This is a genomic window from Streptomyces sp. NPDC031274 (assembly GCF_055570235.1).
On record NZ_JBVIHP010000040.1, the window covers coordinates 1 to 14150 of the forward strand.

At 68.0% G+C, this 14150-nt stretch carries 11 protein-coding genes, 1 rRNA gene, 1 pseudogene and 1 riboswitch; of the genes and pseudogenes, 12 read left to right on the forward strand and 1 reads right to left on the reverse strand.

Annotated features, from left to right (window positions below; genetic code table 11):
* The 11 genes and pseudogenes from rrf to ACZ5CR_RS40615 form a co-directional block, all read left to right on the forward strand.
* Positions 1-94, forward strand: a 5S ribosomal RNA gene (gene rrf, locus ACZ5CR_RS40565); the annotation flags it as partial.
* Positions 95-255: 161 nt separating this feature from the next.
* Positions 256-864, forward strand: a complete 609-nt coding sequence (locus ACZ5CR_RS40570) for a CDP-alcohol phosphatidyltransferase family protein (RefSeq protein ID WP_383281099.1) — start codon at positions 256-258, stop codon at positions 862-864.
* Positions 865-978: 114 nt separating this feature from the next.
* Positions 979-3474, forward strand: a complete 2496-nt coding sequence (locus ACZ5CR_RS40575; RefSeq protein ID WP_468867385.1) for a sugar phosphate nucleotidyltransferase — start codon at positions 979-981, stop codon at positions 3472-3474.
* Between the two features lie 89 nt (positions 3475-3563).
* Entirely contained in the window at positions 3564-4463 is a 900-nt protein-coding gene (locus ACZ5CR_RS40580) for a DUF881 domain-containing protein (protein WP_468867387.1), read from the forward strand.
* Positions 4460-4792: a small basic family protein gene (locus ACZ5CR_RS40585; RefSeq protein WP_344529508.1), complete on the forward strand. Its 333-nt coding sequence runs from the start codon at positions 4460-4462 to the stop codon at positions 4790-4792. Before ACZ5CR_RS40580 ends, ACZ5CR_RS40585 begins: the two co-directional genes overlap by 4 nt.
* 5 nt (positions 4793-4797) lie before the next feature.
* Positions 4798-5670, forward strand: coding sequence for a DUF881 domain-containing protein (locus ACZ5CR_RS40590; protein WP_468867506.1), 873 nt, complete (start codon positions 4798-4800; stop codon positions 5668-5670).
* 82 nt (positions 5671-5752) lie between these two features.
* A complete protein-coding gene (locus ACZ5CR_RS40595; protein WP_389905922.1) occupies positions 5753-6721 on the forward strand; it encodes an FHA domain-containing protein in 969 nt (322 codons plus the stop codon).
* A 16-nt stretch (positions 6722-6737) separates the two neighbouring features.
* A complete protein-coding gene (gene ftsR, locus ACZ5CR_RS40600) occupies positions 6738-7481 on the forward strand; it encodes a transcriptional regulator FtsR (protein ID WP_468867390.1) in 744 nt (247 codons plus the stop codon).
* A 53-nt stretch (positions 7482-7534) separates the two neighbouring features.
* Positions 7535-8008 carry a bifunctional nuclease family protein gene (locus ACZ5CR_RS40605; protein WP_006123076.1) on the forward strand — a complete coding sequence of 158 codons (474 nt, stop codon included), beginning with the start codon at positions 7535-7537 and terminating at the stop codon, positions 8006-8008.
* A 172-nt stretch (positions 8009-8180) separates the two neighbouring features.
* Complete coding sequence (locus tag ACZ5CR_RS40610; protein WP_468867392.1) at positions 8181-8816, forward strand: MerR family transcriptional regulator; 636 nt, start codon at positions 8181-8183, stop codon at positions 8814-8816.
* Positions 8817-8900: 84 nt separating this feature from the next.
* Positions 8901-10503: pseudogene (locus ACZ5CR_RS40615) on the forward strand (DNA polymerase IV).
* Here ACZ5CR_RS40615 and ACZ5CR_RS40620 read toward each other — a convergent pair.
* On the reverse strand, positions 10419-10799 hold the full coding sequence (locus ACZ5CR_RS40620) for a PRC-barrel domain-containing protein (RefSeq protein ID WP_468867394.1): 381 nt from the start codon (positions 10797-10799) through the stop codon (positions 10419-10421). The pseudogene ACZ5CR_RS40615 and the gene ACZ5CR_RS40620 sit on opposite strands and share 85 nt — an antisense overlap.
* Before the next feature lie 144 nt (positions 10800-10943).
* A riboswitch (glycine riboswitch) is annotated at positions 10944-11041 on the forward strand.
* A 197-nt stretch (positions 11042-11238) separates the two neighbouring features.
* On the opposite strand from ACZ5CR_RS40620, the gene gcvP reads away from it, so the two are divergent.
* On the forward strand, positions 11239-14124 hold the full coding sequence (gene gcvP, locus ACZ5CR_RS40625) for an aminomethyl-transferring glycine dehydrogenase (RefSeq protein WP_468867396.1): 2886 nt from the start codon (positions 11239-11241) through the stop codon (positions 14122-14124).
* Positions 14125-14150 lie beyond the last annotated feature (26 nt).

The window sequence follows — 14150 nt, forward strand, 5'->3', positions numbered from 1 at the left end:
AACGCCCGGTTACATTCCGAACCCGGAAGCTAAGCCTCACAGCGCCGATGGTACTGCAGGGGGGACCCTGTGGGAGAGTAGGACGCCGCCGAACTCAATTTATAGCCGTGGTCCCTGGACTTATTGTCCAGGGACCACGGCTTTTTGTGTTTCTGGACCCCTTCCGGCCCTTGGCCACCCCTCTGCACCGCAGACTGACAACTGAGGGTAAGGTCAGGAGGCATCATTGGCTCGTTTCCCACAGGAGGCCCCCGGGTGGAGGTCCAGGAGACTCGCGTCCAGACGGACCGGGTCCTCACCATCCCGAACATCCTCAGCATGGCGCGTCTCCTCGGCGTACCCCTCTTCCTGTGGTTGATCCTGCGGCCGGAGTTCGGTGGGCCCAAGAGCGACGGATGGGCGCTGCTCGTACTGATGCTGAGCGGCATCAGCGACTATCTCGACGGCAAACTGGCCCGCCGTTGGAACCAGATCAGCAACCTCGGACGGCTGCTCGATCCGGCCGCTGACCGGCTCTATATTCTGTCGACCCTGGTCGGGCTCACGTGGCGGGAGATTCTCCCGCTCTGGCTGACCTCGCTGCTGCTCCTGCGCGAGCTGGTTCTGCTGGTGATGGTCTGGATCCTCAGGCGTCACGGCTATCCGCCGCCGCAGGTCAACTTCCTCGGCAAGGCCGCCACCTTCAACCTGATGTACGCCTTTCCGCTGTTGCTCCTCAGTGACGGAAGTGGCTGGATCAGCACACTCGCTGCTATTTTCGGATGGGCGTTCGCCGGATGGGGTACAACTCTGTACTGGTGGGCAGGGATCCTCTACGTGGTTCAGGTCCGCCGGCTTGTCCGTGCTGACGCCACGGCCGATTGAGCTTGCCGATTAGGCAGCTGTGGAGGCTTGCAGTCCCGTGAGCGACATATAACGGGTCTATCTTGGCGGGCTAAGTCGGCTCGATCGTCGTCTATTGAGGAGGACGCTTCCGACATGAAGGCCGTCGTAATGGCCGGAGGCGAAGGCACGCGCCTTCGCCCTATGACCTCGAGCATGCCCAAGCCGCTCCTGCCTGTGGCCAATAGGCCCATCATGGAGCATGTGCTGAGGCTGCTCAAGAGGCATGGGCTCACCGAGACCGTAGTAACAGTCCAGTTCTTGGCCTCCCTGGTCAAGAACTACTTCGGCGATGGTGAAGAGCTCGGGATGGAGCTCACCTATGCCAATGAGGAGAAGCCACTCGGCACTGCCGGGAGTGTGAAGAACGCTGAGGAGGCATTGAAGGACGATGCGTTCCTCGTTATTTCCGGTGATGCGCTGACTGATTTCGATCTCACCGAGCTGATCAATTTCCACAAGGAGAAGGGTGCGCTCGTCACCGTCTGTCTGACGCGCGTTCCCAATCCGCTGGAATTCGGCATCACCATCGTGGACGAAGAAGGAAAGGTCGAACGCTTCCTGGAGAAGCCGACCTGGGGGCAGGTCTTCTCCGACACGGTGAACACGGGCATCTACGTCATGGAGCCCGAGGTCTTCGACTATGTCGACGCCGATGTGTCGGTCGACTGGTCCGGCGATGTCTTTCCCCAGCTCATGAAGGAAGGCAAGCCCGTCTACGGGTACATCGCCGAGGGCTACTGGGAGGACGTCGGTACGCACGAGAGCTACGTCAAGGCCCAGGCCGACGTGCTTGAGCGCAAGGTCGACGTCGAGCTCGACGGCTTTGAGATCTCGCCGGGTGTGTGGGTCGCCGAAGGCGCCGAGGTGCACCCCGACGCCACGCTGCGCGGGCCGCTCTACATCGGTGACTACGCGAAGGTCGAGGCCGACGCCGAGATTCGTGAGCACACGGTCGTGGGCTCCAACGTGGTGGTCAAGACCGGGGCGTTCCTGCACAAGGCCGTCGTGCACGACAACGTCTACATCGGCCAGCACAGCAACCTGCGGGGCTGTGTCATCGGGCGGAACACCGACATCATGCGGGCCTCCCGCATCGAGGACGGTGCCGTCATCGGTGACGAGTGCCTCGTCGGTGAGGAATCGATTATTCAGGGCAATGTCCGGGTCTACCCGTTCAAGACGATCGAGGCCGGCGCATTCGTCAACACGTCCGTCATCTGGGAGTCCCGGGGCCAGGCCCATCTCTTCGGTGCGCGTGGGGTCTCCGGAATCCTGAATGTGGAGATCACGCCGGAGCTCGCGGTGCGGCTCGCGGGGGCGTACGCCACGACCCTCAAGAAGGGCTCGACCGTCACCACGGCCCGTGACCATTCGCGAGGCGCGCGGGCGCTGAAGCGAGCGGTCATCTCGGCCTTGCAGGCCAGCGCCATCGACGTACGCGACCTGGAGAACGTACCGCTGCCGGTGGCGCGGCAGCAGACGGCCAGGGGCAGTGCCGGCGGGATCATGATCCGGACGACGGCGGGGGCACCTGACTCCGTCGACATCATGTTCTTCGACGCGCGCGGGGCCGACCTGTCGCAGGGGAGTCAGCGGAAGCTGGACCGGGTGTACGCGCGCCAGGAGTACCGGCGGGCCTTTCCCGGGGAGATCGGGGATCTGCACTTCCCCTCCAGCGTCTTCGACTCCTACACGGGTTCGCTGCTGCGCAACGTCGACACCACAGGTGTGGCCGAGTCGGACCTGAAGGTGGTCGTCGACGCGTCCAACGGAAGTGCGGGCCTCGTGCTGCCGAGCCTGCTCGGCCGCCTCGGCGTCGACGCGCTGACCATCAACCCCGGCCTGGACGAGTCGCGTCCGACCGAGACCCGTGAAGCGCGCAGGTCGGGTCTTGTACGGCTCGGCGAGATCGTGGCGTCTTCGCGTGCCGACTTCGGTGTGCGGTTCGACCCCGTGGGCGAGCGGCTTTCGCTCGTCGACGAGAAGGGGCGGATCATCGAGGACGACCGCGCGCTTCTCGTCATGCTCGATCTGGTCGCCGCGGAACGCCGCAGCGGGCGGGTCGCGCTGCCGGTGACGACGACGCGCATCGGCGAGCAGGTGGCCGCGTACCACGGCACGCAGGTCGACTGGACGACCACGTCGCCCGACGATCTGACGCGTGTGGGGCGCGACGAGTCGACCATCTTCGGCGGAGACGGCCGCGGTGGATTCATCGTTCCCGAGTTCAGCAGCGTCTTCGACGGTACGGCCGCCTTCGTGCGGCTCATCGGTCTCGTCGCGCGGACGCAGCTCACGCTGAGCCAGATCGACGCACGTATCCCGCGCGCCCACGTACTGCGGCGTGACCTCGCGACACCCTGGGCGGTCAAGGGGCTCGTGATGCGCACGGTCGTGGAGGCGGCGGGGGAGCGGTCGGTGGACACGACCGACGGTGTCCGTGTCGTGGAGACCGACGGGCGGTGGGTGTTGGTGCTGCCCGACCCCGCGGAGGCCGTCACTCATCTGTGGGCCGAGGGTCCCGACGACGCGTCCGCTCAGGCGTTGCTCGACGAGTGGTCCGCCGTGGTGGACAGCGCCGGTCGCTGACCGGTCGCAAGGGCCGGACGGCGCCTCTCAGAGGTGCCGTCCGGCACGCCGGTGGGGCCATTCGGAGGTAGGGCCCACGACGTGCGACGATGTGCGGCATGCCGCAGCAGCCCCCCACCCGGAGCACCCCCTCGCGCCCCCGGCGCCCGGACGCTTCCATGTCGCTGCTGAACACCGTGATGGACCACAGCCTCGACGAGGGCTACGCCGAGGCTGCGGCGCGTAAGAAGGCGAAAGGTGCTGGTGGAGTGCCGCGTCCGCTGCGCGCGAAGCTCGGCCTTGCCCTCGGACTCGTGCTCGCGGCTCTGGTGGTGACCGTGGGTGCCGCGCAGGCGCGGATAGCTGCTCCGGTGGTCGCCAAGGAGCGCGCGGAGCTCATCGACCGGATCGAGTCGGCGACCTCGGACGCCGACGAGCTCGAAGAGGGCGTCGAGACGCTCCGCGACGACGTGGGCGAACGGCAGCGCGAGGCACTGAAGAAACACGGTGGCAGCCAGGGCGAGTTGGTGTCCCTGCTCTCCGGTGCCACCAAGGTCCATGGGCGGGGTGTGAAGCTCGTGGTGGACGATGCCAAGGAAGCCGACTCGGGTGGGGGCGGGCCGCGCGAGAGTGCGGGATTCTCCGACACCGGACGGGTGCGTGACCGCGACATGCAGCGGGTCGTCAACGGCCTGTGGCAGTCGGGCGCGGAGGCGATCGCCATCAATGACCAGCGGCTGACGGCGTTGTCGGCGATCAGGGCCGCGGGAGACGCGATACTGGTCGACAACAAGCCGCTGGTGCCGCCGTATACGGTGCTTGCCGTGGGTGACGGTCAGCGCTTGAGCACGCGATTCCAGAACAGTCGCGACGGTCAGTATCTGCATGCTCTGCAGGAGAACTTCGATGTCCGGACCAGCATTTCCGTCCATGAGGACGTCCGGCTGCCGGCAGCGCCGAGTGTGACCGTACGTACAGCAGAGCCGAAGGCAGGAAAGGGCACATCGTGATCGCCGTACTGGGCCTCGTCGTGGGAGTCGTGGCTGGATTGTTGGTCCGGCCCGAGGTTCCGGCGATGGTCGAGCCGTACCTTCCGATCGCCGTGGTGGCGGCGCTGGACGCGGTGTTCGGAGGCCTGCGCGCGATGCTCGACGGGATCTTCGACGACAAGGTCTTCGTGGTCTCGTTCCTCTCGAACGTGGTCGTGGCCGCCCTGATCGTTTTCCTGGGCGACAAGTTGGGCGTGGGCGCCCAGCTCTCCACCGGTGTCGTGGTGGTCCTCGGTATCCGGATCTTCTCCAACGCCGCCGCCATCCGCCGACACATCTTCAGGGCGTGACGCGTATGGGTACGGACGAGACGCCCGGCGGAGACAACCGGGGCAGGGAGCTTCCCGCCGAGGTGCACAGTCCGCAGGCGGAGCCCGTGGAGGGCGCGGCGCCCGTGCGGAGCGAGCCGCAGGACCAGCAGCAGGACGACGAGCGGGCGCCTTCGCTCCGCGGCCGTCAGCGGCTGAAGGAGGGGCTGTGGCCCCCTCGCGTCACGCGTCCCCAACTCATCGTCGCCCTGCTTCTGTTCGTGCTGGGGCTCGGCCTCGCCATCCAGGTGCGCTCCAACAACGACAGCAGTGCGCTCCGTGGCGCACGTCAAGAAGATCTCGTACGCATTCTCGATGAACTGGATGACCGTACACAGCGTCTGGAAGGTGAGAAGCAGCGTCTGGAGGATCAGCGCACCGGTCTTGAGAACAGCTCGGACCAGGCCGAGGAGGCCCGCAAGCAGACTGTCGAGAAAGAACGTCAACTCGGCATTCTCGCGGGCACCGTGGCAGCGCAGGGTCCTGGCATCACGCTGACCATCGATGACAAGAAGGGTTCGGTTGAGGCGGACATGCTGCTCGACGCCATTCAGGAGCTGCGCGCCGCGGGTGCCGAGGCCATCCAGATCAATGACGTACGCGTAGTGGCCAACACCTATCTGTCGGATACGGACAGTGGCGGTGTCAGGGTGGACGGCCGCAAGGTCGGCAAGCCCTACCGGTTCAAGGTGATCGGCAAGCCTCAGGACCTGGAGCCGGCGCTGAACATCCCAGGTGGCGTGGTGCAGACTCTGGAGAAGGAGCAGGCCACCGTCACCGTGACGCGAGCGGAGAAGATCGTGGTGGACGCCTTGCGAGCGGCGAAGCGGCCTGACTACGCTCGGTCGTCGTCCCAGTGAGGCGGGGGTGCATGGGGGCCGCCGGTCGAGGGCATGAGGTTGCGGGGGGTCGGCGCACTGTAAGCGTGGTGCGTGGTGGAAACTGTTTGGTGGATGCGGACGTTGTGAGGATGTCTGTGCTGCCGATGTACGCCGGTGTGTGCAATCAGGGTTCGTCCTGCCCCACGGGCGGGTCTGTTTCGGTCAAGGGGAATCGCCCGTGAAGTTGTTTGCGAAGTTGTTCGGCAAGAGTGCACGTGAGGACAGCGGCAACCCCGCCACTGCCCGGCACCGTGCCACGCGCCATGGAGATGCCGAGGAGCAGGGCGGAGAGCGCCCGATGTTCCGCGACCAGGTCGGTGGGCCAGGCGGTGACAATTCGGGCGCGCAGGGCGCGTCGTCTGTTGACCCCGCCGGTGCGGGCCGCATAGGTTTCGGAGAACCGTCAACCTCAAGTACGGGTGGAGGGTTTACCCCCGATCCGTACGCATCGAATGCCCCCGCGGGGCAGCCGCGGCAGGAGGATCCGTCCATGGCCCTGGTGTGTACGAGGTGCGGGAACCGCAACGCGGAGGCGAGCCGGTTCTGCTCCAACTGCGGCGCGCCGCTGCGAGCCGGGGCCGCGCCGGAGCGTCCCTCCGAGACGACCTCCACCATCTCCATCTCGGGCCTGGAGGCCTACGACGCGGAGGTGACGGGGCAGACCGCCTCGCCCGCCCTCTCGCCGGAGGCCCAGGCCGCCGTTGACGCACTGCCGCTCGGCTCCGCGCTCCTCGTGGTGCGCAGGGGACCGAACTCGGGCAGCCGCTTCCTCCTGGACGGCGAGCTGACCACGGCGGGGCGTCACCCGCAGAGCGACATCTTCCTTGACGACGTGACCGTCTCGCGCCGCCACGTGGAGTTCCGTCGCCTCGGGGACGGTTCCTTCACCGTCGCCGACGTGGGCAGCCTCAACGGCACATACGTCAATCGGGAGCGCATCGACTCGGTCGCGCTGTCGAACGGCGACGAGGTGCAGATCGGCAAGTACCGACTGGTCTTCTACGCGAGCCAGCGGGGCATCGGTATCTGACCCGTAGGGAAGGTCCATGCTTCAAACACCGAGGGGCGGTGCCGGGAACGGCACCGCCGCCGAGGACCGTCGGCTGATGAGCATCGGCGCCGTGCTGAACGCGCTGCGTGACGAGTTTCCCGAGGTCACGATCTCCAAGATCCGTTTCCTGGAGTCGGAAGGGCTCATCGAGCCGGAGCGCACGCCGTCCGGTTACCGGAAATTCAGTCCCGAGGACGTCGAGCGGCTCGGTCACGTCCTGAGGATGCAGCGGGACCACTATCTGCCGCTCAAGGTCATCCGGGAGCACCTGGAGGCCCTGGAGCGCGGAGAACGGGCTCCACTGCCCTCTCTGGGGCAGCCACGCGAACCGGGTGACGCCTGGGGCGTGAGTGACGCCGAGGGGCCCACAGTGGCCCGTGTGGGCCGTGCCGAGCTGCTTGCCGCCGCGGAGATCGAGGCGGAGCAGCTCGCCGAGTGGGAGACGTACGGGCTCATCACACCTTTGCCGGACGGCGGTTATGACGCGGAGGCCGTCACGGTCGCCGCGCTCGTCGTCGAACTCGGGCGGTTCGGTATCGAACCGCGACATCTGCGCGCCATGAAATCGGCGGCCGAGCGCGAGGCCGGTCTCGTCGACCAGGTCGTGGCGCCGCTGCGCCGGCACCGTAACCCGCAGACCAGAGCCCATGCGGAAGCCCGTACGAAGGAGCTCGCGGGGCTGACCGGAAAGCTGCATTCTGCACTGGTCCAGACGGCGCTCGGGGTGCGGTTGCCCTGACTCAAGGGGTGCCCGACTACCCAAACCGGCCGGGCACGTCCTAGGGTTGCTGTGTGAACGAGCTCGACGTCGTAGGTGTCCGGGTGGAAATGCCCTCCAACCAACCGATCGTGCTCCTGCGTGAAGTGGGAGGCGATCGCTACCTCCCCATCTGGATCGGACCAGGGGAGGCGACCGCGATCGCCTTCGCACAGCAGGGGATGGCGCCCGCACGGCCGCTGACCCACGACCTGTTCAAGGACGTGCTGGAGGCGGTGGGACAGGAGCTCACCGAAGTGCGCATCACAGACCTCCGAGAAGGGGTCTTCTATGCGGAGCTGGTCTTCGCCAGCGGAGTCGAGGTGAGCGCCCGGCCGTCCGACGCCATAGCGCTGGCGCTGCGCACCGGAACGCCGATCTACGGCAGTGACGGTGTCCTCGACGACGCGGGCATCGCCATTCCGGACGAGCAGGAGGACGAAGTGGAGAAGTTCCGCGAGTTCCTCGACCAGATCTCGCCCGAGGATTTCGGTACCAACAGCCAGTAGTCCGTCGCTTCCGAATGGTCCCGGCGGACCATTCGGCTAGCCTTTCCCGGCCGTGCGGTACGGCAAACCACTCTTAGGGTGATTATCACTCGGCGTGCCGAGTGTGGCGATCGTTGACGAGCCCCTGGTGACTGCCTACCGTCGAGAAGGCAGGTCAAGGACGGAGGTCGGCGTGAGAAGCAGCGGCGACGATACGGCGATGGGCAGTCCGTATCCGCTTCACGGCAGCGCGGCCAGTCACTCTCCCAAAAGGCCGATGGCCGTACAGGGGAGCGTTCAGGGGAGCGGGGACGCCACGTCCGGACAGTCCGAACAGGAACAGATCGGTTACCGGGGCCCGACCGCGTGTGCGGCTGCCGGTATCACGTACCGACAGCTTGATTACTGGGCCCGTACGGGCCTCGTCGAGCCCAGTGTGCGGTCCGCGGGCGGGTCGGCGACCCAGCGGCTCTACAGCTTCCGGGACGTCGTCGTCCTGAAGATCGTGAAGCGGTTCCTCGACACAGGCGTGTCCCTGCAGAACATCCGGACCACGGTCCAGCATCTGCGCGACCGCGGTTTCGAGGACCTGGAGCGGATGACGCTCATGAGCGACGGCGCGACGGTGTACGAGTGCACGTCGCCCGACGAGGTCCACGATCTGCTCCAGGGCGGCCAGGGAGTCTTCGGGATCGCCGTGGGTGTCGTGGGGCGGGATGTGGACGCGGCACTTTCGCAGCTGCACGGCGAGCGGATCGACACCGGAGAGACGCTGCTGCGCCAGAACCCCGCCGACGAGCTCGCGAGGCGGCGCAACAAGGCCGTGTGAGACGGCCGTGACCGCCGGGGCTGGTTCGAGGGGCGGGGTGGCGTTCTCGGGGCGTTGTCAGTGGCGTAGGGCAGCATCAGGGGTGTGAGAACCGCGCCCACGATCCTGCATCTCGACATGGATGCCTTCTACGCGTCTGCCGAGCAGGCCGCGAAGCCGAGTCTGCGCGGGAAAGCCGTGGTGGTGGGCGGCCTCGGACCACGGGGTGTGGTGGCCACCGCCTCGTACGAAGCGCGCAAGTTCGGCGTGCACTCGGCGATGCCCATGGGGCAGGCGCGGCGCCTGGCGCCCAATGCCGCCTATCTGGTGCCGCGCTTCGGGCTCTACCGCGGGATCAGCGACCAGGTGATGTCGCTCCTTCGGGAGCTGTCACCGCTGGTGGAGCCGCTCAGTCTGGATGAGGCGTTCGTCGATCTGGAGGCGGGCGGCGTGGCCGACGACCAGGAGTCGGCCCTTGCCGTGGGCGAGCGGCTGCGCACGGACATCAAGGCGGTGACCGGGCTCGCGGGTTCGGTCGGGCTCGCCGCGTCCAAGATGCTGGCGAAGATCGCCTCGGAGGAGGCCAAGCCGGACGGTCTGCGGCTGATAGTGCCGGGCACCGAGCGGGAGCTGCTCGGGCCGATGTCGGTGCGGACCCTGCCCGGTGTCGGTCCTGCCACCGGGGACCACCTGCGGCGCGGTGGCATCACGACGGTGGGGGAGATCGCCGAGGCGGGTGAGGACGAGCTCGTACGGCTCCTCGGGAAGTCGCACGGGAGCGCGCTGTACGCGATGGCCCTTGCCCGGGACGAGCGGCCCGTGGTGGCGGAGCGGGAATCCAAGTCGGTCAGCGTCGAGGACACGTACGACGTGGACATCCATGACCGGGTACGGGTCAGGGGTGAGGTGGCGCGGCTGGCCGACCGGTGTGTGGAGCGGCTGCGGGCGGCAGGGCACTCGGGGCGGACCATCGTGTTGAAGGTGCGGCGGTTCGACTTCTCGACGCTGACGCGCTCCGAGACGCTGCGCGGGCCGACGGACGACCCCGGGGTGGTGCGGGAGGCCGCGGCGCGGCTCCTCGAGGCCGTGGACACCACCGGAGGCGTGCGGCTCCTCGGGGTGGGGGTCACGGGGCTTGCCGACTACACGCAGGAGGACCTCTTCGCACAGGCGCAGGCGGCCGAGGTGGCTGAGGCTGCCGAGGCGGCCGAGGCACTGGAGGCGGAGAGGGAGGCAGCGGGGGAGCCGGCCGGGGTGAGCGCGGCACAGGCCGTGGGCGACGCGGTGGAGGTGCCGGTCGTACCGCCGGTCGGACCCGTCGTGCCAGTGGTGCCGACCGAGCGGCGGTGGGCTGCCGGGCACGATGTGCGGCATGCCGAGTTCGGGCACGGATGGGTGCAGGGGAGCGGTCTGGGGCGGGTGACGGTCCGCTTCGAGACGCCGGAGTCGTCGGCGCCGGGACGGGTGCGGACGTTCAGGACGGATGATCCGGAGCTCGAGCCCGCGGAGCCCTTGCCGTTGGTGGCCGCTCCTGAGGAGCCGGGGCCGGAGCCGGAGTCGCAGTGACGCCGGTACGTGTGAGCCGCAGCGATACGCGTGAGTCGCCGGGGTGACCGATGAGGGTCAGGGCGCTTCCTGGCCCGCGATGGTGCCGAAGTCCTGGTCCGGTGGTGGCGGCGCCTGCGGGGGTGCGATGTCCAGGCCGTAGTGGTGGTAGAGCTGCAGTTCCTGTTCGGGGGAGAGATGGCGGCCCACGCCGAAATCGGGGGCGTCCTTGATCAGGGAGCGCTCGAAGGGGATGCGCAGGGTGCCGTCGCTCGTGAGCTCGCTGGGTTCCAGGGGCACGAACGCGTCCCTGCTGAACAGCCCCGTGCGTATGGCCGCCCACTCCGGGGCGCCGGTGGCGTCGTCGAGATAGACCTCGTCGATCGTGCCGATCTTGGCCCCGTTCCGGTCGAACGCCTTCCGGCCGATCAGGTTGCGCGGATCGATGTCGGTCTGCACGGGCCCTCCAACTGGTCGAGGCTTGTCGCAGTGGGGCACAACTCATCCTTGTTCGTTCGTATTCACTACGAAAGAGCACTTCGGGGCAGGCGGCCACTCGAGGGATCGGCCGCAGTCCTCGCTGGTAGGCTGGCGCGTGGCTGCTGATCCCGTGCGGGAGAGCTCTCCGGTGGAGACACCGGGGGCGCCGAAGGAGCAACTCCTCCCCGGAATCTCTCAGGCCCCTGTACCGCACGGACGAGGTCACTCTGGAAAGTAGGGCGGGCGTCGGGCGGGCACGTTCGAAACCCTTCCTCACCGACGGTGAAAGCCGGGACAGCTCCCTCACGGGGGCGCGGACCGGTGAAGCTCTCAGGTTGAGATGACAGAGGGGGAGGCCGTCCGGGTACCCGCGCCGTGGTGCCCCTCGCAGGTCGCGTCAGACCAGGAGGCCTCCGCAATGACCGCCACCCCTCGCATCCCGCTTTCCCAGCTCGAACAGGGCATTCCCTTCGAGCAGCGGCACATCGGCCCCGATGCGGAAGCACGGGCCAAGATGCTCGCGCAGGTCGGATACGGCTCGCTCGACGAGCTGACCACCGCCGCCGTACCGGATGTGATCAAGAACGCCGAGGCGCTGAACCTGCCCGGAGCGCGCACCGAGGCCGAGGTCCTGGCCGAGCTGCGCTCCCTCGCGGACCGTAACCAGGTTCTTGATTCCATGATCGGGCTTGGCTACTACGGGACCTTCACGCCGCCCGTGATCCTGCGGAACGTCATGGAGAACCCGGCCTGGTACACCGCGTACACGCCCTACCAGCCGGAGATCTCCCAGGGGCGCCTCGAGGCCCTGCTGAACTTCCAGACCGTCGTCGCCGAGCTGACCGGGCTGCCCACATCCGGTGCCTCGCTGCTCGACGAGGGGACCGCCGCCGCCGAGGCCATGGCCCTGTCGAGGCGCGTGGGCAAGGTCAAGGACGGCGTCTTCCTCGTCGACGCCGACACGCTGCCGCAGACCATCGCCGTCATCCGGACCCGTGCGGAGCCGACCGGCGTCGAGGTCGTCGTCGCCGATCTGAGCGAGGGCATCCCGGCCGAGGTCGCCGAGCGCGGTGTCGTCGGCGTACTGATCCAGTACCCGGGCGCCTCCGGTGCCGTACGGGACATAAAGCCCCTCGTCGAGCAGGCGCACGAGCTCGGTGCCATCGTCTCCGTCGCCGCCGACCTGCTTGCCCTGACGCTGCTCACCTCGCCCGGCGAGCTCGGCGCCGACATCGCCGTCGGCACGACGCAGCGCTTCGGTGTGCCGATGGGCTTCGGCGGCCCGCACGCCGGTTACATGGCGGTGCGCGAGAAGTTCGCGCGCAGCCTGCCGGGGCGGCTCGTGGGTGTCTCCGTCGACGCCGACGGCAACAAGGCCTACCGGCTCGCGCTGCAGACCCGTGAGCAGCACATCCGCCGCGAGAAGGCCACCAGCAACATCTGTACCGCTCAGGTGCTGCTCGCCGTGATGGCCGGAATGTACGCGGTCTACCACGGGCCCGAGGGCCTCAAGGCCATCGCGCGCCGTACGCACCGCTACGCGACCGTGCTCGCCGCGGGGCTCACCGCGGGCGGCGTCGAGGTCGTGCACGGCGCGTACTTCGACACCCTGACCGTGCGGGTGCCCGGCAGGGCCGAGGAGCTCGTCTCCGCGGCCCGCGAGGGCGGCGTCAACATCCACCAGATCGACGCCGACCACGTCTCCCTGGCCTGTGACGAGACCACCACGCGCAAGCAGCTCACCGCGATCTGGACCGCGTTCAAGGTCGAGGCCGACGTCGAGGCGCTCGACGCGGAGACCGAGGACACGCTTCCGGCCAGTCTGCTGCGCGAGGACGAGTACCTCACGCACCCCGTCTTCCACCAGTACCGCTCCGAGACCGCCATGCTGCGCTACCTGCGCAAGCTGGCCGATCGCGACTACGCGCTCGACCGCGGCATGATCCCGCTGGGCTCCTGCACCATGAAGCTCAACGCGACCACGGAGATGGAGCCGGTCACCTGGCCCGAGTTCGGGCAGCTGCACCCCTTCGCACCCGCCCAGCAGGCGCAGGGTTATCTGACGCTCATCCGTGAGCTGGAGGAGCGGCTCGCCGAGGTCACCGGGTACGACAAGGTCTCGCTGCAGCCCAACGCCGGTTCGCAGGGCGAGCTCGCCGGGCTGCTCGCCGTACGGGGCTACCACCGTGCCAACGGCGACGACCAGCGCACCGTCTGCCTCATCCCGTCCTCCGCGCACGGCACCAACGCCGCGAGCGCCGTGATGGCCGGCATGAAGGTCGTCGTCGTGAAGACCAGCGACGACGGCGAGATCGACATCGAGGATCTGCGCGCCAAGATCGAGAAGCACCGTGACGAGCTGTCCGTGCTCATGATCACCTACCCGTCGACGCACGGTGTGTTCGAGGAGCACGTCGCCGACATCTGCGCCTCCGTGCACGAGGCGGGCGGTCAGGTGTACGTCGACGGGGCGAACCTGAACGCCCTGGTGGGCCTCGCCCAGCCCGGCAAGTTCGGCGGCGACGTCTCACACCTGAATCTGCACAAGACCTTCTGCATCCCGCACGGCGGCGGTGGCCCCGGCGTCGGCCCGGTCGGAGTGCGCGAGCACCTCGCGCCGTACCTGCCCAACCACCCGCTCCAGCCCGCCGCCGGTCCCGAGACGGGCGTCGGACCGATCTCCGCCGCGCCGTGGGGCTCCGCCGGAATCCTGCCGATCTCCTGGGCGTACGTACGCCTCATGGGCGGCGAGGGCCTCAAGCGCGCCACGCAGGTCGCCGTGCTCTCCGCGAACTACATCGCCAAGCGCCTCGAGCCGCACTACCCGGTGCTCTACACCGGTCCCGGCGGCCTGGTCGCGCACGAGTGCATCATCGATCTGCGCCCGCTGAGCAAGGCGACCGGTGTCAGCGTCGACGACATCGCCAAGCGGCTCATCGACTACGGCTTCCACGCGCCGACCATGTCGTTCCCGGTCGCGGGGACGCTGATGATCGAGCCGACCGAGAGCGAGGACCTGGTCGAGATCGACCGGTTCTGCGAGGCGATGATCGCCATTCGCGCGGAGATCGAGAAGGTCGGCGGCGAGTGGACCGCCGAGGACAACCCGCTGCGGAACGCGCCGCACACCGCTGCTGCGCTCGGCGGTGAGTGGGAGCACGTGTACAGCCGCGAGGAGGCCGTCTTCCCGGCCGGTGTCGTGGCCGCGGACAAGTACTGGCCGCCGGTGCGCCGCATCGACCAGGCGTACGGCGACCGGAATCTGGTCTGCTCCTGCCCGCCGCTGGATGCGTACGAGGACTGATATCGCGTCCAGAACATGCGTGGGGG